This is a genomic window from Streptomyces sp. NPDC029138, from assembly GCF_055564375.1.
This window is the reverse complement of the sequence record NZ_JBVHWM010000043.1, coordinates 24,330-49,056: the sequence shown is the minus strand read 5'-3', so window position 1 is coordinate 49,056 and position 24,727 is coordinate 24,330. Positions and strand designations below refer to the sequence as shown.

General features: G+C 71.8%; 22 protein-coding genes. 13 read left to right on the top strand and 9 right to left on the bottom strand.

What is annotated here, in order from left to right:
• Positions 1-21 precede the first annotated feature (21 nt).
• On the bottom strand, positions 22-498 hold the full coding sequence (locus ACZ4WH_RS28265) for a hypothetical protein (RefSeq protein ID WP_468185637.1): 477 nt from the start codon (positions 496-498) through the stop codon (positions 22-24).
• Positions 499-668: 170 nt separating this feature from the next.
• Here ACZ4WH_RS28265 and ACZ4WH_RS28260 point away from each other — a divergent pair, with 170 nt between their 5' ends.
• On the top strand, positions 669-1,619 hold the full coding sequence (locus ACZ4WH_RS28260) for a GlxA family transcriptional regulator (RefSeq protein ID WP_468185635.1): 951 nt from the start codon (positions 669-671) through the stop codon (positions 1,617-1,619).
• 11 nt (positions 1,620-1,630) lie between these two features.
• Here ACZ4WH_RS28260 and ACZ4WH_RS28255 read toward each other — a convergent pair whose 3' ends face one another.
• Positions 1,631-1,936: a hypothetical protein gene (locus ACZ4WH_RS28255; RefSeq protein WP_468185632.1), complete on the bottom strand. Its 306-nt coding sequence runs from the start codon at positions 1,934-1,936 to the stop codon at positions 1,631-1,633.
• A 169-nt stretch (positions 1,937-2,105) separates the two neighbouring features.
• On the opposite strand from ACZ4WH_RS28255, the gene ACZ4WH_RS28250 reads away from it, so the two are divergent.
• Positions 2,106-2,531: an Hsp20/alpha crystallin family protein gene (locus ACZ4WH_RS28250; RefSeq protein WP_468185630.1), complete on the top strand. Its 426-nt coding sequence runs from the start codon at positions 2,106-2,108 to the stop codon at positions 2,529-2,531.
• Between the two features lie 334 nt (positions 2,532-2,865).
• On the top strand, positions 2,866-3,345 hold the full coding sequence (locus tag ACZ4WH_RS28245) for a DUF2267 domain-containing protein (protein ID WP_468185628.1): 480 nt from the start codon (positions 2,866-2,868) through the stop codon (positions 3,343-3,345).
• A 156-nt stretch (positions 3,346-3,501) separates the two neighbouring features.
• Here the strand turns inward: ACZ4WH_RS28245 and ACZ4WH_RS28240 are convergent, their stop codons facing one another.
• Both ACZ4WH_RS28240 and ACZ4WH_RS28235 read right to left on the bottom strand, forming a co-directional pair.
• Positions 3,502-5,235: a GmrSD restriction endonuclease domain-containing protein gene (locus ACZ4WH_RS28240; protein ID WP_468185625.1), complete on the bottom strand. Its 1,734-nt coding sequence runs from the start codon at positions 5,233-5,235 to the stop codon at positions 3,502-3,504.
• A 548-nt stretch (positions 5,236-5,783) separates the two neighbouring features.
• On the bottom strand, positions 5,784-6,863 hold the full coding sequence (locus ACZ4WH_RS28235) for an SEC-C metal-binding domain-containing protein (RefSeq protein ID WP_468185622.1): 1,080 nt from the start codon (positions 6,861-6,863) through the stop codon (positions 5,784-5,786).
• A gap of 115 nt (positions 6,864-6,978) precedes the next feature.
• Here ACZ4WH_RS28235 and ACZ4WH_RS28230 point away from each other — a divergent pair, with 115 nt between their 5' ends.
• On the top strand, positions 6,979-8,001 hold the full coding sequence (locus tag ACZ4WH_RS28230; protein WP_468185620.1) for a permease: 1,023 nt from the start codon (positions 6,979-6,981) through the stop codon (positions 7,999-8,001).
• On the top strand, positions 7,998-8,717 hold the full coding sequence (locus tag ACZ4WH_RS28225) for a TIGR03943 family putative permease subunit (RefSeq protein ID WP_468185617.1): 720 nt from the start codon (positions 7,998-8,000) through the stop codon (positions 8,715-8,717). Before ACZ4WH_RS28230 ends, ACZ4WH_RS28225 begins: the two co-directional genes overlap by 4 nt.
• Positions 8,718-8,726: 9 nt before the next feature.
• Here the strand turns inward: ACZ4WH_RS28225 and ACZ4WH_RS28220 are convergent, their stop codons facing one another.
• On the bottom strand, positions 8,727-10,199 hold the full coding sequence (locus ACZ4WH_RS28220; protein ID WP_468185615.1) for a glycoside hydrolase: 1,473 nt from the start codon (positions 10,197-10,199) through the stop codon (positions 8,727-8,729).
• A gap of 250 nt (positions 10,200-10,449) precedes the next feature.
• Here ACZ4WH_RS28220 and ACZ4WH_RS28215 point away from each other — a divergent pair, with 250 nt between their 5' ends.
• Complete coding sequence (locus ACZ4WH_RS28215) at positions 10,450-11,280, top strand: class E sortase (RefSeq protein ID WP_468185612.1); 831 nt, start codon at positions 10,450-10,452, stop codon at positions 11,278-11,280.
• A 45-nt stretch (positions 11,281-11,325) separates the two neighbouring features.
• Here the strand turns inward: ACZ4WH_RS28215 and ACZ4WH_RS28210 are convergent, their stop codons facing one another.
• Positions 11,326-12,717 (bottom strand): MFS transporter, encoded by a 1,392-nt coding sequence (locus tag ACZ4WH_RS28210; protein ID WP_468185610.1) that lies wholly within the window; start codon positions 12,715-12,717, stop codon positions 11,326-11,328.
• A gap of 171 nt (positions 12,718-12,888) precedes the next feature.
• Here ACZ4WH_RS28210 and ACZ4WH_RS28205 point away from each other — a divergent pair, with 171 nt between their 5' ends.
• The 4 genes from ACZ4WH_RS28205 to ACZ4WH_RS28190 all read left to right on the top strand — a co-directional run bounded on the left by ACZ4WH_RS28205 (position 12,889) and on the right by ACZ4WH_RS28190 (position 15,647).
• Complete coding sequence (locus ACZ4WH_RS28205; protein WP_468185607.1) at positions 12,889-13,428, top strand: winged helix-turn-helix transcriptional regulator; 540 nt, start codon at positions 12,889-12,891, stop codon at positions 13,426-13,428.
• 64 nt (positions 13,429-13,492) lie between these two features.
• The gene (locus tag ACZ4WH_RS28200; RefSeq protein WP_468185605.1) at positions 13,493-13,816 is read left to right on the top strand and encodes a DUF6412 domain-containing protein; all 324 of its coding nucleotides are present in this window, start codon (positions 13,493-13,495) and stop codon (positions 13,814-13,816) included.
• 116 nt (positions 13,817-13,932) lie between these two features.
• A complete protein-coding gene (locus ACZ4WH_RS28195) occupies positions 13,933-14,643 on the top strand; it encodes a YidC/Oxa1 family membrane protein insertase (RefSeq protein WP_468185602.1) in 711 nt (236 codons plus the stop codon).
• 146 nt (positions 14,644-14,789) lie between these two features.
• The gene (locus ACZ4WH_RS28190; protein WP_468185600.1) at positions 14,790-15,647 is read left to right on the top strand and encodes a fumarylacetoacetate hydrolase family protein; all 858 of its coding nucleotides are present in this window, start codon (positions 14,790-14,792) and stop codon (positions 15,645-15,647) included.
• 126 nt (positions 15,648-15,773) lie between these two features.
• On the opposite strand, the gene ACZ4WH_RS28185 is transcribed toward ACZ4WH_RS28190, so the two are convergent.
• The 3 genes from ACZ4WH_RS28185 to ACZ4WH_RS28175 form a co-directional block, all read right to left on the bottom strand.
• Positions 15,774-16,640 (bottom strand): LLM class F420-dependent oxidoreductase, encoded by an 867-nt coding sequence (locus ACZ4WH_RS28185; RefSeq protein WP_468185597.1) that lies wholly within the window; start codon positions 16,638-16,640, stop codon positions 15,774-15,776.
• Positions 16,641-16,736: 96 nt separating this feature from the next.
• Positions 16,737-17,246: a heme-degrading domain-containing protein gene (locus ACZ4WH_RS28180; protein WP_468185595.1), complete on the bottom strand. Its 510-nt coding sequence runs from the start codon at positions 17,244-17,246 to the stop codon at positions 16,737-16,739.
• A complete protein-coding gene (locus ACZ4WH_RS28175; RefSeq protein ID WP_468185592.1) occupies positions 17,246-18,319 on the bottom strand; it encodes a Gfo/Idh/MocA family oxidoreductase in 1,074 nt (357 codons plus the stop codon). Before ACZ4WH_RS28175 ends, ACZ4WH_RS28180 begins: the two co-directional genes overlap by 1 nt.
• A 56-nt stretch (positions 18,320-18,375) precedes the next feature.
• Here ACZ4WH_RS28175 and ACZ4WH_RS28170 point away from each other — a divergent pair, with 56 nt between their 5' ends.
• From ACZ4WH_RS28170 to ACZ4WH_RS28160, 3 genes are all read left to right on the top strand, one after another.
• Positions 18,376-19,725 carry an ROK family transcriptional regulator gene (locus tag ACZ4WH_RS28170; protein ID WP_468185590.1) on the top strand — a complete coding sequence of 450 codons (1,350 nt, stop codon included), beginning with the start codon at positions 18,376-18,378 and terminating at the stop codon, positions 19,723-19,725.
• A gap of 918 nt (positions 19,726-20,643) precedes the next feature.
• Positions 20,644-23,382 carry an ATP-binding protein gene (locus ACZ4WH_RS28165; RefSeq protein ID WP_468185587.1) on the top strand — a complete coding sequence of 913 codons (2,739 nt, stop codon included), beginning with the start codon at positions 20,644-20,646 and terminating at the stop codon, positions 23,380-23,382.
• Positions 23,383-23,486: 104 nt separating this feature from the next.
• Complete coding sequence (locus ACZ4WH_RS28160; protein WP_468185585.1) at positions 23,487-24,455, top strand: hypothetical protein; 969 nt, start codon at positions 23,487-23,489, stop codon at positions 24,453-24,455.
• Positions 24,456-24,727: the final 272 nt, after the last annotated feature.

The following is a 24,727-nucleotide window of genomic DNA, read 5'->3' as shown; positions in this document are numbered from 1 at the left end:
GCGGCGAGCAGGCCGTGACCGTCAGGCGCCGGTCGTGGAGCCCGGCCGGACGATCATCAGGACGGTCACGGCGGCCCACAGCAGGTTGAACAGCCCGGTGACCATGGCGAGCCGCGCGGTCCGCTCGCCCCCCGCGCTCCCTTCGAGGAGCGCGGTCTGGGCGGGCAGCACCAGCGCGACGAGGACGAGGGCGGCGAGTGTGGTGAGGACGATCGACACGATCAGCCAGGCGCTGCCGAGCACGCCCATCTCGCTCGCGGTGGCGAACCCGAAGACGGGGACGACGACGCCTACGACGGCGTAGACGCGGCAGATGCGGTGCAGCAGGTGGAGGGTGCCGGTGGCATCGGGGTTGCCGTTGCCGTGGCTGCTGTCGTCGCCGGGCCCGGTGGCCAGGGCGCGGCGGGCGGCGGGCGGGAACATGCTGGCCGCGACGGCGACGGGACCGATGGCGAGGATCGCGGCGATGACGTGGACGGAGAGCAGGAACTTGGTCACGGGGGGACGGTAAAGGCCGCGGGGATCTCGCAGAAGTGGCGAGATTGCCACTGCTCGACGGATTCCCGCCAGCGTGCTGTTCGGGACCTGTGCCCTGCTCGGGAACTTGTGCCCTGCTCCGCTGCTGATCCCCGGTTGGCGAGAAGCCGTCGTACCGCTACCTTCCTGCCATGCACACGGTGGCCGTACTGGCGCTGGACGGCGTCATCCCGTTCGATCTCTCCGCACCCATCGACACCTTCGGCTGGGCACGGCTGCCCGACGGCCGGGAGCCGTACCGGGTACGGGTGTGCTCGGTGCGGGAGGAGGTGAGCGCGGGTGCCTTCACGGTCCGGGCGCCGTACGGCCTGGAGGCGCTCGCGGAGGCCGACACGATCATCCTGCCCGGGGTGGCGCGCCCCCCGGAGACGCTGCCGCCCGGGGTCGCCGAGGCCCTGCGCGCGGCGGCGGCGAACGGCACCCGGATCGCGTCGATCTGCGTGGGCGCGTTCCTCTTCGCGGCGACGGGCCTGCTGGACGGCCTGCGTGCGACGACCCACTGGTTCGCGGCCCCGGACCTGGCCCGGCGCCACCCGGAGGTGACGGTCGACCCGAACGTCCTCTACGTCGACAACGGCCAGTTCCTGACGTCGGCGGGCGCCGCGGCCGCCCTGGACATGTGCTTGCACATGATCCGCAAGGACTTCGGCTCGGCGGTCGCCGCGCACGCGGCCCGGATGTCGGTGATGCCGCTGGAACGGGAGGGCGGGCAGGCCCAGTTCATCGTCCACGACCTGCCTCCGGCCCCGGCCGGCACCACCCTGGAGCCCCTGCTGGCCTGGCTGGAGGACCACTGCGACCGGGATCTGACGCTGGCCGAGATCGCGGCGAAGGCGGGCATGAGCACCCGTACCCTCAACCGCCGCTTCCGGGAGCAGACCGGTACGACACCTCTCCAGTGGCTGCACCGGGCACGGGTACGGCGGGCCCAGCACCTGCTGGAGACCACTCCGTACGCGGTGGAACGCATCGCCGTCCATACGGGCTTCGGCTCACCGACGGCTTTCCGGGAACGGTTCCGCAGGGTGGTGGGGACGAGCCCGCAGGCGTACCGGAGGGCGTTCCGGGCGGGGGTCTCGTAGCCGGGGTGGGCTCATGCGCCCTTGCGGTCGGCGACGGCCCAGGAGGCGAGGGCGACCGCGCCGGCGACGCCGAGGACGGACGGCCAGGCGCCGACCTTCTTGGCCAGCGGGTGGGATCCGGCGAACGCGGCGACGTAGGCGGCGGTCAGCGCGCCCGCGGCCTTCCCGCCGGCCCGGTTGCGCCACTGCTGGGCCGCCGCGGCACCGGCGACGGCCAGGACGACCCCGCCGAGCTGCCGCTTCTTGGTCCAGCGGGCGACGCCGTAACCGCCGACGAGCCCGGTGGCGGCGACGACCGCGCTGGGAACTCCGGCCATGGTGGCCTCCTCGTGTCCGTTTCACTGCCGTTGGGTCTGGCCCGAGGCTAACGCGCAGGTGGGCGGGCGAATCGAACCTGAGTCGAGGCTTGTCAAGTTTCCGGCGGAGAGTTATATAAGAAGCCGTAGGGCATCGCATCCCGGCACCTGATGGAAGGAGTGACCTGTGATGCTCATGCGCACGGACCCGTTCCGGGATTTCGACCGGCTCACGCAGCAGCTCCTCGGCGCGAACGCCCGCCCGTCCATGATGCCGATGGACGCCTACCGTTCCGGGGACGAGTTCCTGGTCCACTTCGACCTTCCCGGCATCGACCCGGAGACGATCGAACTCGACGTCGAGCGCAATGTCCTCAGCGTCCGCGCGGAGCGGCGCAGCCCCGCTCCCGAGGACGCGGAGATGCTGGTCGACGAACGGCCCACGGGTACGTTCACCCGCCAGCTGTTCCTGGGCGAGACGCTCGACACGGACCGCATCGACGCCTCGTACGACGCCGGCGTCCTGACCCTGCGCATCCCGGTGGCCGAGCAGGCCAAGCCGCGCCGCATCCAGATCACCGGCGGGGGCGGCGACCGTAAGCAGATCAGCGGCTGAGACCGCCGCACAGGCCGTGTGACGCGCAGGGCACGGTTGCCGCTCGCGACCGCAGGGCCGCAGGGCTGCGTTTCCACGTGCCCCGCATGCCGATCGTGCGCATGACCGCATGCCACGCCCGGCATGCGGGGCACGAGAACGCACGCACATGCAGCCGATGCAGCGAAGCGACGCATGCAACCCAGGCAACCCATGGGAGCCCATGCAGCCGAAGCAACGCACGCAGCCCATCCGACCCATGCCGCACATTGGCCGAACTCCCGCCCATGTCCGCTGCATTACGGGGTACCGGGCTTCCGGTGCCCCGAAGCGTCCCGGAGGAGGAGCCAACACGATGACCGTGACCACCCCGCAGCCCAGAACCACCATCCCCACTCCGTCCCTGCGCCCGCGCGCCAAGGACGAGGCGGAGGACGCAGACTGGCTGGAGCTGACCGAGGCGGTGCGTGACGCGGGCCAGTACCCGACGAGGGCGGAGGCGGAACGCGTCACCCGCATCGTCCTGTCGGCCCTCGGCGGCCACGTCACCGGCGACGAACGCGTGGCCCTGGCCAAGGCCCTCCCCCGGGAGGCGGGCCGCGTCATCGCTTCCCAGATCCCCGCGACCCACCCGTTGACGGCCCGCGAGTTCGTGGAGTCGGTGGCCACCCGCATAGAGGGCTCGACCCCCGCGACGGCCCGCTGGGACGTCAGCTCGGTCCTCAGCGTCCTCTCCGACCGAATCGGCGAACCCCTGACCACCCGAGTCCTGACCCAACTCCCCCCGGGCTACGCCCTCCTCTTCGGCCGAGCGGACCTGGCGCCGACGCTCTAGGCACTACAAGAACCCCGGGCGCCGCCACCACACGCGGCGCCCGCCGCCTCTCCGACCGACATATGAGTGAGTTTCCATCTCGGCAGGAGAGAGGCTGAAGGAGTAATGAAAGAATCCAGCCGGCTCACTCCCCACAGAGCCGAGACATGTTCCGCGCTAGTCTTCTTGTAGACTTCGACCTGTCACCCTCTCGATCATTTGCATGACTACCTTAAGTCGTTCATCGAGAAAAGCGCCGTAGTCATCATTGGCGAGCCCGCTGGCGGCATCGCTCTTGATCGCATGGGAGGAGAGAACCGACTCCAACTTCTCATGGCCATAGGTCGCCGCCATCTCGGCAAGGTAGCGGCTAGGCGCCTTGTCCTTTATGATACGGTTGGTTTCTGCGTCAATGAGGGTTCTATTTAGCAGCAATTCAGGACTTTCACTTGTTCCTGAAAGCGCCAAAAAGCCCTTAGGGAATATGTGGTGTGAGTCTATTTGGGCCTCGCCAATCCGATAGGAAGTCATGGCCTGACCTGTGTGAAAATCTTCGGCGCGGGCCGTGACGAGCAGGCACATCAAACCGCAGTAGAGGGCCTTCCTTCGGACTGATGCGGAACGCAGCGTTGAGGCACTTAGGGGAAGTTCGGCAACAGATTCGGGCGCCTGGCCGTCGCCGCTGATTACCCACTCCTTCAAACGGGCGTAGTCGGCTCCTGCTTGGCTGTTCGCTCCTTGGTCATAGTTTGTGGTGAAAACGCTGCACCAGAAGAACTGCTGTAGGCGCGCGTAGGCGTTGGCTCGATCTAGCGGCTCCAGCTTCTGAATGTCTCCCCACACCGCACCCATCGGGATGAGCACCATCCCGTAGGGCAGCCATTTAGGCGCTATCACGCCGCAATCGGACTGTAGCATGTCGAGAACGCCGGCGATGCCCTTTACAGAAGATGACCAGTGCTGCGATATGTCGCTAGCGGTTAGCTTCTTCAGAACGTCTGACCGTTGGGCAGATCCATGGGACCTCAGGCAAACGGCTTGCAGGACACTGTATGGGTCAACTTTGAAGTCAACTAGTGCCTTGTAGTTTCCCAGGGCTTCTACCCAAAGATCCCGGAGATTGACACCTTGAGGGTAGTAACGGGCAGTGAGGAGCTCGAAGGGGCCAAGCGGTTTCCCGGTTCGGTTGAGAGTTTCGAAAATTGTACAGACGGCCTCAATTGGCGTAGTTTCAGGCAGAGTCAGGACCGGTAGGCCGTAAGACCGAAGTGGAACTATGTATTTGTCACGCATGCGCCTGTAAAGGGACTTGAGGTATTTGGTTGTATATTCCTGCTCGATGCTTAGCGTCTCGTCAACAAACTCGTCAAGCCAGTCGTCGAAACTGCTGACGTCGCAGACCGGGAAGTGAGACTTGCCGAGGAGTTCAGCGTTCTTCTTGGCTTGTGCCTTATTTGATGCGACTGGGACGGATATTATGGCCTTATCAAAGTTTACCTCGTGGAATTCCTTCACGTATTCATTTTTGACTTCTACGAACTCGTCTACCTTGAGATAGTAGCGCTCATCCCCCACTCCTGTGAGCGCCTGATAGAGGGCGATAAGGCGCTGCTGGCCGTCTAGTACAAGTTCTGACGGTTTTTTGTCGCCAAGAACGGGGGCGCCTTCAAAACTTCTACTCGCGAATGTTTCGTTATCGCCTTGCTTCCATAGGAGCAATGTACCTACTGGGAATTCTGATATAATTGATTGGATTAGCTCCTCTGTTCGTGTCGCATCCCAGACAAAGTCCCGCTGGAAGTCTGGTAGCGCAATCTCCCGGCCGTGAATCCTTGTCACCAGGTTCGAGAGCTGTCGTGGCACTGTCTCGAAGATGGGTTCCGACTCGTAGGCACTTGTCAAGGGAACCACCCAGGTCGTTGATGCTGCCGCTAACGTGAGACTGATGATCTTACGGGTGAGTTCTGCCTCTGAGAAGCTCCACCTGGTGGACGCGCCCCTCGGTAGGGGGCACTTCGAACCTCCGGGCTCGCGTCGACTCTGACTGCGCGGTGTAGCTCAGGGTCAGATGGCGTAGCCGGTGCCAAGTGCTTGCGATCCCTCCCTTTGCGGAAAGCGTTGTGGAAGAGTGAGCGCATGGCTTTGATTAAGATGTTTCAGGCGGTCTCCTCGGACGTTCAGAGGCTGCACGGTCCTGTGGTTTGCGGGTATAGGTCCTTCGCGGTGGGTGACCGGCGCGTGCTTCAGCTGGATACCTACGGATCGTCCGATCGGCAGATTCCGGACAAAATTAGTCAAAGTATCCAGCTGGATGCTGAGGGAGCCCGTGAACTTCTAAAGATCATCGAGGGTGCATTTCCAGGCCTCACTAGCTGAGCGACACTTGGGAGTGTCATCACGCGGTGTTGGTGGGGTGCGGTAGCTGACTCGCGCGCCCCACCAAACTTCATTTAGAGAACTCAAAGAAGCCGTTCGGTATTGAGCTGGCGGATCCCGTGACACTCCTGGTACGGCACACCCGACCCGCACCAACACCCCGCCCCCCTCCCCGGCGGCCAAGCCACAGCCCGCCCCCGTGCGGCCAGCGTCGTCGCGTACTGCGGTAGCAGCGTCGCGTCGCCCGGTGTAGCCCCCTCCGATGCCGCGAACGCCTCGTACGACGGGACCGTGCCGGTCACGATGCCCAGGTTGGCGGTGCCGGAGGCGGAGAGTTCGCGGAGGGAGGACTCTATGGTCCTCAGGTGCTCGGCGTGGGACGGATACTCCGCGCTCAAGGTCGGGTACGCCGCGAGGAGTTCCGTGAGTTCCGGGGCCGGCCAGTGCAGCACCGCCACCGGGAAGGGGCGGGAGAGGGCCTCGCGGTAGGCGCCCAGTTCGGCGCGGAGGCGGGAGATCTCCGCCGCCAGTTCCGCCGGGTTGTCCGAGCCCAGGGACCACACCCGTTTCGGGTCGTGGAGTTCGTCCAGGGAGATCGGGGACGTGTGCAGGGTGTCCGCGAGGGTGTCCCAGTCGTCGTGCGGCAGGCCCAGCATGCGGCGGACGCGGTGGCGGCCGTAGAGGAGGGGGTGGGTCGCGGGAGGGGGTTCCTCCGAGGTCGACGTCGAGGCGGAGGCCGAGGTCGAGGCAGAGGTCGAGGTCGGCAGTAGCAGGTGCGCGGCCTCAGTGAACGTCTTCGCCGCCGCCTCCAGCTCGTCGTGGGCCTCCATGGCCTCCGCCACGATCACCCACGGCGCCGGGTCCCGGGGGGCCGTCGTGCGGATGCCCTCGATGATCGCCCTCGCCTCCGCCTCATGGCCGTACTCCCACAGGTTCGACGCCTTCAGGGCGCGGACCAGGGCGGGGTTGTCCAGCCCGTCGGCGGACGACAGCAGGCGGTCGTAGAGCGTGGTCGCCGCGGGGCGGTCGCCGGACAGCTCCAGGTGGGCCGCCGCCCGCAGGAGGAGGGTCTCGGCGTCCTCGGGATACAGGCCGGCGGTCCGCTCCAGGCGTGCCGCTTCGGCGGTGTGGTCGACGTTCTCGGCAGGCGTGTCGGGGCGCATGGGGGACACCGTACTGCCGGGCGGTGACAAAAGTGAGGTGCCCCCGGAGGGCGTGCACTCCGGTATGGATATCTGGATATCTTCGGTGTCGACGTTTACATGGGGTGGAGTCGGCATGCAGAAGACGGGTCTGCTGGTCGCGGACGATCAGGCGGCGGCCGTGGACGGGGGAGCGGGGCGTGAGCCGCCCCGCCACTGGCCCCTCCTCCTCGTCGGCGCCGCCGTCGTCCCCGGTGCCCTCCTCTTCCTCCTCGGGCGCTGGGGCGACGCCCCGGCCGCGCAGGCCTGGCGGACCGTGTGTCTGGCCGTCACCGTGCAGGCCCTGCCCTTCCTGCTGCTCGGTACGGCCCTGTCCGGCGCGATCAACGCCTTCGTGCCGGAGGGGGTCTTCAACAGGATTCTGCCCCGGCGGCCCGCGCTCGCCGTGCCCGTGGCCGGGGTCGCGGGGGTCGTGCTGCCGGGGTGCGAGTGCGCGTCCGTACCGGTCGCCGGCAGTCTCATCAGCCGCGGGGTCACCCCGGCCGCCGCCTTCGCGTTCCTGCTCTCCGCGCCCGCCATCAACCCCGTCGTGCTCACCGCCACCGCCATCGCGTTCCCCGGGAACCCCGCCATGGTGCTCGCCCGGCTGCTCGCCTCCCTCGCCACCGCCGTCGTCATGGGCTGGCTGTGGCTCCGGTTCGGGCGGGCCGAGTGGTTGCGGCCCGTCGTACGGCACACCGGGCACCAGCACGGGCACAGCCGGTGGGACGAGTTCCGGCGCGGGTTCCAGCACGACTTCCTGCACGCCGGAGGGTTTCTGGTGCTCGGTGCCATGGCCGCGGCCACCTTCAACGTCGCCGTCCCGCGCTCGGTGCTCGACACCTTCGCCGCCGCGCCCTGGCTGTCCGTGCTCTTCCTCGCCGGGCTCGCCGTGCTGCTCGCGGTGTGCTCCGAGGCCGACGCCTTCCTGGCCGCCTCGCTGACCGGGTTCCCGCCCGTCGCGCGGCTGGCGTTCATGGTGGTGGGGCCCATGGTCGATCTCAAGCTCATCGCCCTCCAGGCGGGGACCTTCGGGCGGGCCTTCGCGGTACGGTTCTCCGCCGCGACCGTCGTCGTCGCCGTCACGTGCAGCGCGCTGATCGGAGGGGTGCTGCTGTGAAACGGTCACTTCAGGCGGGGCTGCTCGTCCTCTGCGGGCTCGGGCTGCTGCACGTCTCCCTCTTCACCGACCTCTGCCTGCGGTACGTCAAGGAGGGCATGCGGCTTCCGCTCATCGCCTCCGGGGCCGTCCTGCTCCTGCTGGGCATCGCGGGCGCCGCCCTCGACCGGGGAGACGCCGGCGCCGGTCACGGGCACGATCACTCCGGCCTGCCCCGCGTCTCCTGGCTGCTGCTCCTGCCCGCCCTCAGCCTGCTCTTCTACGCCCCACCCGCCCTCGGCGCCTACACCGCCGCCCGGCAGCCGGCGAAGACCGTCACCCATGACAGCGACTTCGATCCGCTGCCCGCCGGCTCGCCCCTGCCCATGACCCTCTCCGACTTCACCAGCCGGGTGCGGGAGGACCGCGGGCAGGCCATCAAGGGGCGCACCATCCGGATGACCGGGTTCGTCACGCCCCTCTCCGGCACGGGAGGCGGCGGCTGGGAGCTGACCCGGATCATCCTCAACTGCTGCGCCGCGGACGCCCAGTCGGTCAAGGTGCGGATCTACGGCGGCCCCGGGCTGCCCGCCGACACGTGGGTGACGGTCACGGGGACCTGGCACCCCGGCGGGCGGCTCGGCACCAGCTCCGCGCCGGTCGCGCTGGACGCCCTCACGGTCACGAAGGTCCCCCGGCCGACGAACGGCTACCAGGACGCCCTGCCCCTGCGATGACGATTCCGGTCACACGGTGACGCCGTCGATCTGGAGCGTCTGTACCGACTTCGCCGCGAAGGGCACGGACACCGACTTGCCGTTCAGGTAGGTGTCCGAACGGGCCGCATAGCGGTCGCCGCCCGTCGTGACCGTGTTCCAGCGGGGGACCAGGCCGCCCGCGCCGCCGGTCACGGCGGCGAAGCGGGAGAGGTCGAAGGTCAGGGTCTGGGCCGAGGAGGAGGTGTTCGCGGCCACGATCACCAGGCGTTTCGCCGAGCGGTCCAGGGCCGCCGCCGCATAGCTCACGCCGGTGTCCAGGATCGTCATGCCGGGGCGGATGTGGCGGGTGAACTGGGCCAGCACGTAGTACTTCGTCTGCACCGCGCCCGGCTGGAGGGTGCTCGGGTCGTAGGCGATCGTCGCCCAGCCCGCGCTCGGGTCCATCACCTGCCAGTACACCCAGGCGGTGGGGTGCAGCCAGCGGAAGTCGTAGAGGAGGTTGCTCGCGGTCGTCAGGCCGGTGGCGTCGCCGTCCCCGGTCTCCGAGTTCCACAGGGCCTTGCCGGCCGTGGTGACCACATCTGTGTAGAGCAGGTCGCGGCGGCCTCCGGAGCCCTGGTAGCCGTGGACGTTGACCCGGTCGACGTAGCCCTTCGTCGTGGCCGAGAAGGAGTTCCAGGTGGTGCGGGCCAGGTCGTAGCTCGTCTCGTCCGACGCGGAGATCCGTGCGCCGGTCAGGCCACGCTTGTCCAACTCGCCGCGCAGGTACGGCAGTACGGCCGCCTGCACGCCCGCGTCGATGTGGCAGCCCTCCTGCGTGCCGGTCGCCGTCCACCAGGACGAGGAGGGCTCGTTGAAGGCCTCCACCGTCGCGAAGGTCACGCCCCAGTGCTGCTTCGCGTACAGGGCGACCGCGGCCAGGTGGGAGGCGTGCTGGCGGTGGTTCCAGGACTGGAGGTTGTTGCCGCCGTCGGCCGCGCCGGACGGGTTGTGGTTGGAGCACATCCACCACATCGGGGAGTTGGCGAAGAGTTCCGAGACCGCGCCGCGCTGGGTCGCCTTCACGAGCATGGCCCGCTGGGCGGCGTCCGCCGTCCACTTCCAGGCCGTGGACGCCGGGTCCTCGTTCGTCCAGTCCTGCCAGTAGCCCTCGATCTGCTTGAAGGAGGGGATGTTCGGGGAGACGGCCATCGACGCGCCGTTCACGCTGTTCCAGCTGCACGCGCCCAGGTTGTAGCGGGCGATGTTCAGGCCCAGGCCGGGCAGGGACGTGCCGTTGTACGTCGTGTTCCTGGTCGTGAAGAAGATGTCGGCGAAGTCGTCGCGATTGCCGAAGACGTTCGCCCACCAGGCCAGGGAGGTGCCCCAGCCCTCCCATGTGCCGTACGTCGTGGAGGGGTTGACGGCGATCGTCGCGTCCGCCCGGGCCGTGCCCGTGGCCAGCGCGCTGCCGAGGAGGCCGCCGCCCGCGGCGGCCAGCAGAGTTCTGCGTCGGATCATGGGTCGTTCGCTGCCTCTCCGTGCGGCTCCGGCACCGCGTTCCTGGGAGCGGTGCCGACTCGTCCCCCCGGCATGCCACAGGAAGCATCGGGGGTGCCGGACGGCGTTGTCGAGGGTTGTGACGGCCCTTTCTCAAACCGGTTGAGGAAGCGGTCGGGTGAGCCGGGCTCCGGGCTGCCGCCCTTCTGTCTCTGGCCAGTTGGAGGCGCTGCGCCTATCGTGCGGGCGGCTCCGGTGGAGGTGGGCGCGGATGCGGGCTGCGGCGGGCGTGCGGGTCGTACGGCACAGCGATCGGCGCAGGCGCGCCCGGTGCGGGCGGGCGCTGTGGAGCGGGGCAGAGGTGCTCGTGACGGCCGGGCTGGTCCTCCTGCTGCTGGTCGCGCACCAGATGTGGTGGACCAACCGGGAGGCCCGGCGCGGCGCCGAGCGGAAGGTGGCGGCGCTGGAGCGGGAGTGGCGAAGCGGTACGGCGGCCGGCGACGACGGTACGACGAGCGGTGAGGACGGTACGACGGCCGGCGACGGCGACTCTCCCGGCGGTTCCGGTGCGCCCTCCGCCGGGCGATCCGGGGACTCCGGCACCTCCCGCGCGCCCCGGCGCCCGTACACCCCCGCGACCCCGCCCCGGCGCTCCCAGGCGTACGCCGTGCTCACCATCCCCCGGCTGGGCCTGCGCGTCCCCGTCGCCGAGGGCGTGAGCAAGGCGGACGTGCTGAACAAGGGGTACGTCGGCCACTACCGGGGGACCGCGCAGCCGGGCCGGGCCGGGAACTTCGCGCTCGCCGGGCACCGGAACACACACGGCGAGCCCTTCCGGTATCTGCCCCGGCTGCGGCGCGGGGACGCCATCGAGGTGGAGACGCGGACGGCGACGTACACCTACGACGTCGACCGCGTCCTGCCGCGCACGTCGCCCACCGACACGGCGGTCGTCCGGCCCGTCCCGCGCTCGCTCGTCCGGCCCCGGTACGGGTACGACGCGCCGGGCTACTACATCACCCTGACCACCTGCACCCCCGAGTTCACCTCCCGGTACCGGCTGGTGGTGTGGGGGAGACTGGTGTCCATGCGGCCCAGGTGAGCCAGGCCCGCCGAGGCACGCTCCTCCACGCCCGCTCACCCCTGTTCACGCCCGCTCCCGCAGCGCCAGCACGCTCACCGCGCCCGCCACCGCCAGCCCCGCCGACACCAGCAGGGCGATGTTCGTGCCCCGGGCCAGGCTGCCGCCCGACGTGGCGACGGCGATGGTCAGGGCCACGCCGGCGCAGGAGCCGATGTAGCGGAAGGTCTGCTGCGCGCCGGAGCCCATCGCGGCCCGCTGGGGCGGCACCGAGTCGACGGCGAGCAGCGGCAGCGCGCCGTTGAGCAGGCCGCTGCCGATGCCGCCGACGATCAGGCCGGGCAGCAGCCGGGTCCAGGAGCCGGAGCCGAGGGCGCCGAGCATCGTCACCATGGCGATCGTGTGCAGGATGAAGCCGAGGGCGAGCTGGGTGCGCGGGGCGACGCGGCCGGCCAGGTGCTTGACCTGGAGGGCGACGACGAAGCTCAGGCCGGACCAGAGCAGGAACAGCCCGGCCGTGGCCAGCGGGGAGAGGCCGAGCGACTGCTGGAGCAGCGCCGGCAGGAAGCTGAACAGTCCGATCACGGCCAGACCGGTGAACAGGCCGCCCGCCGAGGAGGCCAGGAAGCGGGCGTGGCGCAGCAGCCCCAGGTCGATCATCGGCGTGCCGGTCCGGTGCTCCACCGCGACGAACACGGCGACCAGGACGACGGCCGCCGCGAACAGCAGCCCGACCGGCGCGCGCAGCCAGCCGTCCCGGCCCAGGGTGAGGGCCGCGACCAGGGCCACCAGGGCCAGGCCGAAGGTGAGCGCGCCGAGTGCGTCCGGCCGGCCGCCGCGCGGGGCGCGTGACTCGGCCAGTGCCCGGGTGCCGAGCGCGGCCACGACGAGGGCGGCGGCGCCCAGGATGCCGTAGGCCAGCCGCCAGTCCGGCAGCGCGCCCGCGACCAGCGGGCCCACGGCGATGCCGCCGCTGACGAAGGCGCCCCAGACGCCGGTGGCGTGCAGCCGGCCGCGAGGGCTGGGGAAGGCGTGCACGATCAGGCCGAGGCCGCTGGCCAGCAGGGCCGCGCTGGCCGCGCCCTGGGCGACGCGGGCCAGGGTGAACTGCCAGGTCGACGTGGTGAAGGCACCGAGGGCGGTGGTGAGGCCGAGGGCCAGGGTGCCGGCGAGGAAGATCCGGCGGCGGCCGTAGTCGTCGGCGAGGCTGCCGGCCACCAGGAGGAGGGCGGCGAGGCCGAGGGGGGCGCCGTTGAGCAGCCAGGCCTGGGCGGACAGCGGGGTGTGCAGGGCGGCCGCGGTGTCCGGCAGCGTGACCATCGGAGCCGTGTACGTCATGAGGGCGACGGCGGTGGCCGCGCTGGTCAGGGCGAGGGTGGCGCGGGGGCGTACGGGGGCGTCCCGGGGGCTGGCGTCGCGCACGGAGGCGGGCGTGGTGGCGGAGTCGAGCCGGGGCATGGCCTGTCCTGTCCTGTCTTCCGGGCCCCGGTCCTGTCCGCGGGGTCCGGTCATGAGGTTGGTGGGCTTCGATCCTTGGGTTCGGCTATTGAACCGACCTGTTGACCGTCACCGTAGCACTGTCGGTTCGTTCACTGAACCTATACGTGGTCAATGGTTACAGTGGAGGACATGGCACTGGGCAAGGACTACGCGACGCAGGAGTGCTCGATCGCCCGCGCGCTGGAGGTCGTCGGCGAGCGGTGGACGCTGCTCGTCGTCCGCGACGCGATCTACGGCGTCCGGCGCTACAACGACTTCCTCGTCCACCTCGGCATCCCGCGCGCCGTCCTCTCGGCCCGGCTCCGCACGCTCACCGAGGAGGGGCTCCTCGAAAAGCGCCGGTACCAGGAGAGCCCGCCCCGCGACGAGTACGTCGTCACCGAGCGCGGTGCCGCCCTGTGGCCCGTGCTGCGCGCCCTCGGCCACTGGGGGCGCGAGCACGTCGACGCGCACCGGCTGCGGACCTTCCGGCACGCGGACTGCGGCGGGAACATCGACTCGTACGGAAAGTGCGCCGCGTGCGGAACTCTCGTGCCGGTCGCGGACGTTGTCATGGTGCCGGGGCCGGAACTCGACTCCGCGCCGGCGGACCCGGTCAGCAGGGCGCTGCTGCGGCCCAAGCGGCTGCTGGAGCCCCTGGAGACCGAGCCGCTGCAACCGGCACACTGACCATGCAGCCGGCACGCTGACCAGTGGTGCGGAGCAGACGAGTGGTGCGGAGGGGGGAGTGCTGATGTCCGGCCGTGTCGCCGCCGCGCGCGCCCTCGCACTCCTGTCGCTCCTCGCGCAACTGCTGCTCCTCCAGGCCGCGCTGCTCGGCACCGGCGGTCTCACCACCGCCGTCGCCCTCGCCGCGACCGCCACCGCGGCCGCCACGCTCGCCGCCTGCGCCCTGCTGGCCGCGCGCGGCGTCCCCGCCGTACCGCCCACACGCGTCCGCACGGCGATACGCGACCGGGCCCGCCGTACGGCCTTCCTGCCCCAGCGCGATCCCGACGCGCCCGGCCGACGGCGGCCCAGAGCTCCCGGACACGCCGGTCCGGCGACCGCCGCGTAGGGCACGTCCGCACACACGTCAGCACGTGACCCCGCGCGGGTCGTCCTGCCGATCTCCCTCAGGACCGGCTGCTTCCGGTCCCTCCCGGCACGACGAGACCCCCGGAGGGCTCACCCATGTCCGTTTTCGCGCGCCTGGTCGAGCACCTGGCCGACCTGCTGGCCCCGCTCTTCCACGCCTCCGCGGCAGCCGCCGCGATCGTCCTGTTCACCGCGCTCGTACGGCTCCTCGTCCACCCGCTGTCCCGGGCCGCCGCCCGTGGCCGCCGCGCCCGCGCCGCGCTCCAGCCGAGAATCACCGCACTGCGGGAGAAGCACGTCAAGGACCCGCAGCGACTCCAGCGGGCGGTCCTGGACCTGCACGCCGAGGCGAAGGTCTCACCGTTCTCCGGCTGCCTGCCCAGCCTGCTCCAGGTCCCCGCGTTCTTCCTCCTCTACCACCTCTTCTCCAGCACCACGATCGGCGGCGAGAGCAACGGCCTGCTCGGCCACCGGCTGCTCGCGGCCCCGCTCGGCGGTCACTGGGCCGACGCGCTGGCGGACGGCGGGATGTTCGGCCCGGCCGGACTGGTCTACCTCGTCCTCTTCGCCGTGGTCGCGGCCCTCGCCACCGTCAACTACCGGCGCGCCAGGCGGACGTCGGCCGAGCAGCCGGCAGCTGCCGTCGCCGGGGGTGAGGTGCCCGGGCTCGGCGCGGTCAACCGGGTCGTACCGTTCCTGTCCTTCTTCACGCTCGTCACCGTGGCGGTCGTCCCGCTCGCCGCCGCGCTGTACATCGTCACCAGCACGGCCTGGAGCGCGGCGGAACAGTCCCTGTTGTCCCGCTGACCGGTCAGGGTCGCCCCTGCGGCCCTGGTTACGGTCCAGTACGTGAACAGGGTCTTGTGGACTGGACGGCGTAATTGGAGGATCGGCCAGTCCTCCGATGGCTGCACACATCGGCCGGGCGCCGGCAATCGAGGGAGATGGTGACCATGAAGCTGCTGCGAGTCGGTACGGCAGGGGCGGAGCGCCCCGCACTGCTCGACGCCGACGGGACCCTGCGGGACCTGTCGGACCTCGTGGACGACATCGACGGCGCGCTCCTCGCCGACGACACCGCGCTCGGCCGGGTACGGGCGGCGGCCGAGGCCGGTGAGCTGCCCGCGCTGGACGCCACCGGCCAGCGGATCGGGCCCCCGCTCGGGCGCATCGGCAAGATCGTGTGCATCGGGCTCAACTACCACGACCACGCCCGCGAGACGGGCGCCGAGCCGCCCTCCGAGCCGGTGGTCTTCATGAAGGCGCCGGACACGGTCGTCGGACCGAACGACACCGTGCTGGTGCCGCGGGGTTCCACGAAGACCGACTGGGAGGTCGAACTCGCGGTCGTCATCGGCCGTACGGCCCGCTACCTGGACTCGGCAGAGGAGGCGCTCGCGCACGTCGCCGGGTACGCGGTCGCGCACGACGTCTCCGAGCGGGAGTTCCAGATCGAGCGGGGCGGGACCTGGGACAAGGGCAAGAACTGCGAGACCTTCAACCCGCTCGGGCCGTGGCTGGTGACGGCCGACGAGGTGCCGGACCCGCAGCGGCTGTCGCTGAAGCTGTGGGTGAACGGGGAGTTGAAGCAGGACGGTACGACGGCCGAGCAGATCTTCCCCGTGGGCGAGGTCGTGCGGTACCTCAGCCGGTTCATGACGCTGTACCCCGGCGACGTCATCAACACGGGGACGCCGGCGGGGGTCGCCATGGGGCGGCCCGAGCCCAAGCCGTATCTCCGGGGCGGGGACGTGGTGGAGCTGGAGATCGCGGGGCTCGGGCGGCAGCGGCAGGAGCTGAAGGACGCGTAGACGCCCGGCAGGGAGCGCCGGGGAGCCGCGGGCTCCGCTGCCGGCCGTGGGCGGGTCCGGGCCGGTCGCGCCCGCGCGGCGGGGCCGCAGGTCGAACACGGCCCCGCGCTCCCGACGTCGGTCGGCTCACGCCAGCAGGGAAGCGAGGGCGCGCCATTCCTTCCTCGGGAGGGAGTCGCCCGCGTCCGCCCGGACCACCTGGAGGGCCACATGGTCCGCGCCCGCCTCGTGGAAGGCGCTGACGCGCTCGCGGATGCGAGACTCGTCGCCCCAGGCGAAGACCGCGTCGACGAGACGGTCGCTGCCGCCGTCCGCGATGTCGGCCTCCGTGAAGCCCAGGCGGAGGAAGTTGCCGGTGTAGTTGGGCAGTCGCAGGTAGCGGGCCAGGTAGGCGCGGGCCGTCTCCCGGGCACGGGCCGGGTCGGTCTCCAGCACCACCTTGAACTCCGGTGCGAGCAGAGGCCCGTCGCCCAGGATCTCGCGGGCCTGGGCGGTGTGCTCGGGCGTGCCCAGGTAGGGGACCGCACCGGCGGCGCGGTCCCGGGACAGCCCCAGCATCTTCGGGCCCAGCGCGGCGAGCACCCGGCGGTCGGCGGGTACGCCCGCCGCGTCCAGCTCGTCGAGGTAGCCGACCATGGCCGCGTACGGCCGGCGGTAGTCCTTCACCAGCGGGCCGTGGCTCACGCCGAGGCCCAGCGCGAAACGGCCGGGATGCGCCGCCTCCACCTCGGTGAAGCCGGCCGCCGTCGTGGCGGCGTCCTGCTGCCAGACGCTCTGGATGCTGGTGCCGACGACGACGCGCCGTGTCGCGCCGATGAGCGGGGCCGCGTTGTCGACGGTGCTGCTGCCGCCGAGCCAGATGGCGCCGTACCCGAGTTCCTCCAGCTCGGCCGCGGCCTCATCCAGTTCCCCGCGCCGGGCCGGGTCCTCCGAGCGCAGCTCGACGCTCCAGACGCCGTAGCGTCCGACGGTCTCCTTCAGTGAAGCGGTCATCGGATGTGAGCCCTCCGGTCGTGGTCCGTGCCGTGATGTCCACGGCCTCTCTCCCTGCCAACCGGAGGGCGCCCCGGGCTGATTCCAGCCGTTGGCTCAGTCGGCCGAACGGCCCAGGAACTCCTCCAGCGCCTCCACCACGAGCCGGTGGTCCTGGAGCTGGGGCAGTCCGGAGACGGTCACCGCGCCGATCACGCCCACGCCCTCGACCGTGATCGGGAACGAGCCCCCGTGGGCCGCGTACACGTCCGGGTCGAGGCGGGAGGACTCCTCGAACGTCGTGCCCTTGGCGCGGAAGCGGGCGCCGACCAGGTAGGAGGCGGCGCCGTAGCGCTCCACCACCCGGCGCTTGCGGGCGATCCAGGCGTCGTTGTCCGGGGTGGAGCCCGGCAGGGCGGCGTGGAAGAGCTGCTGGCCGGCGCGGTGGATGTCGATGGCGACCGGCGCCTGGCGCTCCCGGGCCAGCTCGACCAGGAGGGAGCCGAGCGCCCAGGCGTCGTCGTGCGTGAACTGCCGGAAGACCAGGCGGCGCTCCTGGGCCTCCAGCTCCTCCAGGCTCGGCGTGAGTTCGGGCGCCGTCCTCGGGGTGATCTGCGGGTGCTGCATCAGAGGGTCACCGTCACCTTGTCGCGGGCGGACCTGCGGGCCGCTTCCAGTACGTCGAGCGCGGCGGCCGCCTCCAGGGCGGTCACCGGGTTGGGGCCGGCGCCGCGCAGGGCGGCGGCGACGGCCGCGTAGTAGGCGGGGTAGTCGCCGGGGAGGGTCGGTACGGGGGTGCCGCCGCCGGTCAGCGGGGACTCACCGGAACCGATACGGCCCCACAGGGACTCGTCCTCGGTGCCCCAGTCGGCGGTGGTGCCGGGGCGGCTGCCCTCGCGCAGGGCCGCTTCCTGGGGGTCCAGGCCGTGCTTGACGTAGCCCGCGCGGGAGCCCAGGACCCGGAAGCGGGGGCCGAGCTGGGCGGTCGTCGCCGAGACGTAGAGGTGGGAGCGGACGCCGCTCGCGTGGGTGAGGGCGATGAAGGTGTCGTCGTCGGCCTGGGCGCCGGGGCGGCGGATGTCCGACTCGGCGTAGACCTCGGTGACCGGGCCGAAGAGGACCAGGGCCTGGTCGACGACGTGGCTGCCGAGGTCGTAGAGCAGACCTCCGATCTCTGCCGGGTCGCCGGACTCGCGCCAGCCGCCCTTGAGCTGGGGACGCCAGCGTTCGAAGCGGGACTCGAAGCGCCAGGCGTCGCCGAGTTCGCCGTCGGCGAGAAGCCGCCGGAGGGTCAGGAAGTCGTTGTCCCAGCGGCGGTTCTGGAAGACGGAGAGCAGCAGGCCGCGTTCCTCGGCGAGGGCGGCCAGCTCACGGGCCTCGGCCGCGGTGCCGGCGACCGGCTTGTCCACGACCACCGGCAGGCCCGCCTTGAGGGCGGCCGTGGCCAGCGGCACATGGGTCTTGTTCGGGGAGGCGACGACGATCAGGTCCAGGTCGTCCGCGCGGTCGAACAGCTCCTCGGCGGTGGCGGCGAGCGTCACGTCCGGGAACTCGGCGCGGGCCTGCTGCTGCCGCTCCGGGTGGGAGGTGACCACGGTGTCCAGGGCGAGGCCCTCGGTGGCGGCGATCAGCGGGGCGTGGAAGACCGAGCCGGCGAGGCCGTAGCCGATCAGGCCGACGCGGAGGGGGGTAGCAGTCATGCCTCCCACTTTGGCAACGCTGTTGCGGAAGTGCAAGCGGTGAGGAGAATGGGGGTGTGAAGCGGGTGAGGACGGCGACGACGACGGGGCCGACAGGGCCGGGCAACGGCGGGTCGGCGGGCGCCAATCTGGGCGCGCTGCGCAGTCACAACACCGCGTTGGTGCTGGGGCTGCTGCGGGACGCCGGGTCGGCGGGCATCAGCCGGCTGGAACTGGCCGAGCGCACCGGGCTGACCCCGCAGGCCGTCAGCAAGATCACCGCGCGGCTGCGGACAGAGGGGCTCGCGGCGGAGGCCGGGCGCCGGGCGTCGACCGGGGGCAAGCCACGGACCGTGCTGCGGCTGGTACCGGAGGCGGGGCACGCGGTCGGGGTCCATCTGGACCGCGACGAAGTGCGGGTGGTGCTGGTGGACCTGGACGGGTCGGTGGTGGCGGAGCGGCGCGGGGAGCTGGATCTGGGGGCGGGGGCGGAAGCCGTGCTGGGGGCGGTGTGCGGGGCGGTTCGCGGGGTTGTCGGGGGCGTGGGCGGTGGGGTTGGTGGTGGTGCTGAGGGGGGTGCCGGCGCCGGTCCTGGGGCGAGCGGTGGTGCTTACGCTGGTGCTGGTGCTGGTGCTGGTGCTGGTGCTGGTGCTGGTGCTGGTGCAGGTGCAGGTATCCGTGCCACCGGTATCCGTACTGGTACCGGTATGGGCGCCGGTGTCGGCGGCCTCGCGGGAGTGGGCTCCTTGTTGGGCGTGGGAGTCGCGCTGCCGGGCCCGCTGGACCATGTGCGGGGGGTGTTGCACCGGGTCACCGGGTTTCCCGAGTGGGACGGCTTTCCGCTGCGGGACGCGCTCGCGGAGCGGCTCGGCGTGCCGGTGGTCGTGGACAAGGACACCAACGCGGCGGCGCTCGGGCTCGCGGTCGGGAGCGAGGATGGCGCGGCGGGCGCGGCGGGCCGGTCCTTCGCCTATCTGCACCTCGGGACCGGGCTGGGGGCCGGGCTGGTGATCGACGGGAGCGTGCACCGTGGGGCGCGGACCGGGGCCGGGGAGTTCGGGCACCAGGTGATCCAGCTCGACGGGCCGCTGTGCGAGTGCGGGAACCGGGGATGCGTGGAGGTGTTGTGCCTCGGGGCCGTGGCGCGGGGCGAGGTGGCCGAGGCTGCGCGGGTGCTGGGCGTGGCGGCCGGGAACCTGGTCGGGCTGCTGGACATCGACGTGGTGCTGCTGGGGGGACGGACCGTCGCCGGGGCGCCCGAGGCGTATGTGCGGGGCGTCGGAGAGGTGCTGGGGGCGCGGGCCCGGCGGGAGGGGACGGACGGGGGCGCGGTGCCGGTCCGGGTCGCTCCGCGCGGGGAGCGGATCGTGGCCGAGGGCGCCGCCCAGCTGTTGCTGGCACCGCTGTTCGGACGCGGAGACGCCTGACCCTGCCTGGCGCTCCGCGCGGCTTGCGCTGGTGTTCGGCTCGCCCTGTGCGGGTGTTCCGCGTGCCCTGCGCTGGTGTTCGGCTCGCCCTGTGCGGGTGTTCCGCGTGCCCTGCGCTGGTGTTCGGCTCGCCCTGTGCGGGTGTTCCGCGCGACCTGCGCCGGTGTTCGGCTCGCCCTGTCCCGTGCTCCGGACGCTCTGCGTTGGTGTTCGCTCGCCCTGTCCATTGCTCCGCGCGCCCTGCGCCGGGGTTCCGCTCGCCCTCCGCCGATGCCCAGTTCCCCCTGCGCCGGTGCCCCGCCCGCTCTGCGGGGCGCTCCGCCACGGACCCCAGGCTCCCGCTGACCCCTGGCCCGGACCGCCTGGTCCGGCCGCCTGGTCCGGTTCTCTGGTCCGGCCCCCTAGCCCGCACCCCGCCCTCGACCCCCGGCGACCCCCTGGCCTGAACGCCTGCCCTCGACCCCCGGGTCCGACTCCCTAGCCCGCACCCCGCCCCCGACCCCCGGCGACCCCCTGGCCCGAACGCCCGCCCTGACCCCCGCCCCGACCCCCTGTCCCGAGCGCCTGCCCCTGACCCCCGCCCCGACCCCCTGTCCCGAGCGCCTGCCCCCGACCCCCGGCGACCCCCTGTCCCGAGCGCCTGCCCCCGACCCCCGGCGACCCCCTGTCCCGAGCGCCTGCCCCCGACCCCCGGCGACCCCCTGGCCCGAACGCCTGCCCCCGACCCCCGGCGACCCCCTGGCCCGAACCCCCGCCCCCGCCCCCGACCCCACCCCGCCCCGAACCCCGGGCCCGCACCCCCACCCCGTGCTAACTTTTGGTAATCACGGGGGTCGATTTTCAGCCGGGAAAGATGGGTCAGGCTCCTTTCGCGGTTGGGTTGTGAGTGGCCTCGTGGCGAGGGCATTGGACGGGGACATGCTGTACGGGCGTGATGCGGAGCTGCGGCTGCTGTCGGACCGCGTCTCCGCGAGCTTCGACGGGGCGGGCGGTGCCCTGCTGCTCCGCGGAGAGGCCGGCATCGGGAAGACCACCCTGCTCGGCGCCGCCCGGGAAGCCGCTGTCGCGCGTGGCGGCCGTACCCTGTCGGCGCTCGGCGTCCAGTCCGAGGCGTCGGTCCCCTTCGCCGGACTGCACCAGTTGCTCAAACCGGTGCTGCCCGACCACGCCCCGTCCCTGCTGGCCCGGCAACGGGACGCCCTGTTCGCGGCCTTCGGGATGACCGACAGCGCCGCGCCGGAGATGTTCTCCGTCGGACTGGCCTCGCTCGAACTGATCAGCAGCCTGTCCGAAGAGGCCCCCGTCGTGCTGCTGATCGACGACGCCCAGTGGATCGACAGGCCGAGCAGCGAGGTCCTGGCTTTCGTCGCCAGACGGCTGGAGGGCGAGCGGGTCGCCATGCTGGTGGCCGTGCGCGAGGGCCACGACACCGTGCTGGGCGACGCGGGCCTGCCCGACACCCAACTGGAGAAGCTCCCCGACGACGCGGCGGCGGCGCTTCTCGCCGCGCGGGCGCCGGAACTCGACCCGGCCCTGCGCAGGCGGCTGCTGGCCGAGGCCGCCGGCAATCCGCTGGCGCTGGTCGAGCTGCCGACGGCGCTGCACCGGGAGGGAACCGTCGCGCAGTCACTGGTGCCCTGGCTGCCCACCACCCGGCGCCTGGAGCGGTCGTTCCTCGCGCGGGCGTCGGCACTGCCCGAGGTGACCCGGACCGCCCTGCTGATCGCGGCGGCCGACGACGAGGGTGATCTCGCCGAGATCCTCACGGCCGCCGAGATCCTGGACGGCGCGGCCTTCTCGGTCACCTCCCTGGAGCCCGCCGTCCACGCCGGGCTGATCGAGGTGCGCGGGCACGCTGTGCGCTTCCGGCACCCCCTGATCCGTTCCGCCGTCTACCACGCGGCCGACCCGTCGAGACGCCTGGCCGGACACGCGGCCCTGGCGAAGGCGCTGGCGGGCCACCACGAACGCCGGGCCTGGCACCGCGCGGCCGCCACCCCCGGCCCGGACGACGACGTGGCACTCGATCTCGAACAGGCCGCCTACAGAGCACTCAGGCGCGGTGCTCCGCGTGCCGCGGCGGAGGTGCTGCGGCAGGCGGCGCTCCGGAGCCGTCCGCAGACCCACCGAGGTCGCCTGCTGCTGCGGTCCGCGGAGATCAACTTCGAGCTGGGCGAGGCGGACACGGCACGCCGGCAACTGGCCGAGGCGAGGTCCGCGGAACTCGCGACGGAGGAGAGGCTGCGCCTCACCCTCTGGACGGAGGCCCTCGACGAGGAGAGCTGGTTCAGGCCGGAGCGGGTACGGGCCTTCGCCGACGTGGCGGACCAGCTGGCCGGCGCCGAGAGCGACGGCGCCGCACTCGCCCTCAGAGCACTGTGGCCTCTCTCCATCGGGTGCTGGTACGGCAACCCGGCCGAGGAGACACGCGGTCTCGTCGTCAAGGCGGCCCGGCGCCTCCAGAAGGACGACAGCGAACCGATGGTTCTCTCCATCGCGGCCTGCGCGGACCCGGTGGGGGAAGCGGCCTGGGTCATCGACCGGACGACCCGGCTCGCGCCGGGAGCCGTGGACGACCCCGCCGAACAGCACGCGCTGGGAGCGTCGCTGACCGCCATATGGGCCTACGACCTCGCCTGGCCCCACCTGTGCGCGGCCGTCGACGGCCTGCGCCAGCAGGGCCGCCTCGGACTGCTGGGCGAAGCCCTGGCGTCCCAGGCCTGGGCGGCGCTGCACCTGGGCAAGCACCGGCTGGCGCGCACCGCGGCGGACGAGTCGCGGCGGCTGTCCCGCGACACCGGCCGGTCCCGCTGGGCCTGCGTCGCCGACCTGGCCCTCGCCACCCTGGCCAGTGAGCGCGGCGAGTCCGAGACCGCGACGGAACTCATCCGGACGACCGAGGCGGATCTGCTGTCGCTGGGCCCACGGTCGATCCTCGGCTTCGCCCAGTTCGCCCGAGGGCGCCACGCGATGGTCAACAAGCAGTACGACGACGCGTTCGAGCAGCTGGCGCGGGTGCTGGACCCGGCCGACATCACGTACCACCCGTTCGTGGGCTACCTGGGGATGGCGGACCTGATCGAGGCAGCGGTCCGCACCGGCCGCGGCGACGCGGCGGAACGCCATTACGCACAGCTCAGCGCCATGGCCGAGCGGACGACCGCGCCGTACCTGCGGGCCATGGCCGCCTACGTCCACCCGCTGGTCGTCGCCGACGACCGGGCGGAGCCGCTGTACCGGCGCGCCCTCGACGACCGGCTGCTGGCCGACTGGCCGTTCCACCGGGCCCGGCTCCTGCTGGCCTACGGCCGGTGGCTGCGGCGCCGACGCCGCATCGTCGAGGCCCGCAGTCCGCTGCGGGCGGCCGTGGAGAGCTTCGACGCGCTGGGGGTCATGGCGATCGGTGAGGACGCGCGGGCGGAGCTGCGCGCGGCGGGCGAGGCGGTCGGCAGACCGACACCGTCCACCGTGGACAGCCTCACCCCGCAGGAACTCCAGATCGCCAGAATGGCGGCCACCGGCATGACCAATCGCGAGATCGGCACCCGGCTGTTCCTCTCGCACCGAACCGTCGGTCAGCACCTCTACCGGATCTTCCCCAAACTCGGCATCACCTCTCGCGGTCAGCTGCACATGGCCGATCTCGGCGGGGACTAGGAGCCGCCCCGAACGGCGCCGCTCCGCTGTTCGAGCGGACTTCGCCCCCGCCGGCGGAGTGGTGCCGCTCGCACCCCCGCTCCACCCGGCATGATCATGTGTTCATGCGACTGTGCACGTCCCTGTCCCTCTGCCTCGCCGCAGCCGCCGCCGTCGTCGTCCCGGTCGTCGTCCCCGCGTCGGCCCGAGCCGCGTCCGCCGGTACGACCCCCTCGTGCGTCGCCGCCGACGCGCGGACCTTCCCGCTGGCCACCCGGATCCGCGGCGGGCCCACGACCTACGAGGCCGGTGGCGGATACGGCACCTGGTACATCGACCTCACCAACACCACCGGCCGGACCTGCGCCGGCATCCATCCGGTCGTGGTCCTCGTCGACAGCAAGCGGGCCCTGCGGCCGGGGCAGCCCCAGCTGGACTTCTACGACGGCCCCCGGGCCCGGCCGGTGACCTTCGAGACCACCGACGAGCAGGAGCTGGTCGGGGTGCTGGACGGCGCCGGGTTCGGCGGGTTCACCGTGCCGGCCGGCCGGACCGTCAGCGTCCGGGTCCGGCTCGCGCTCACCTCCGACACCGCACCCGACCAGGTCACCGCCAACGCGGCCGTCGTGCAGCGGCGGGGCCGGGACGGCGACTGGGTCGGGCAGTCCAACGCCTACCGGTTCGGGATCGGCGAGGAGGTGGAGGAGAGGCTGGAGGACGCCGAGGAGGCCGCGCAGGAGGACTCCCCGGAGTCGGAGGGGGTGCGGGAGACCGCCGGCGCGCAGGCGGCCGAGGGCCTGCCGACCGCGCCGTCCGGCAGCGCGCGACAGGACGCCGAGGCCCTGCCGGCCGCCCCGTCCGGCAGCACACCGCCCACCGCCCCCACCACCTCTACCGCCTCCGCCGCCTCCGCCGGGTCCGGCACCGGCGCCCCGGACGCCTCCCTGCCCCTCGCCCAGGAGGAGGCGGCCGGAGAGCGGGCGCGCGAGCTGGCCCGCACCGGTCCGGGACTCGCCCACGGCCTGCTCGCGGCCGTCGCCGCGCTGTTCGCCGTAGGCACGACAGCGCATCTCCTGGCCCGCGACCGCCGTTGACCCGAGCGGCTCCCCTCACCCAAACCCCCTGACCCGCACCCCCGCCCACCCGTCTGCGAGGCGGCGCCGGCGAGCCGGGCGTCGCGCCCGCCTCCGCCGAGCACGCCGACCGGCTCCGCCGAGCATGCCGACCGGCTCCGCCGAGCATGCCGACCGGCTCCGCCGAGCATGCCGACCGGCTCCGCCGTGCATGTCGACCGGCTCCGCCGTGCACGCCGACCGGCTCTGCCGAGCATGCCGACCGGCTCCGCCGTGCATGTCGACCGGCTCCG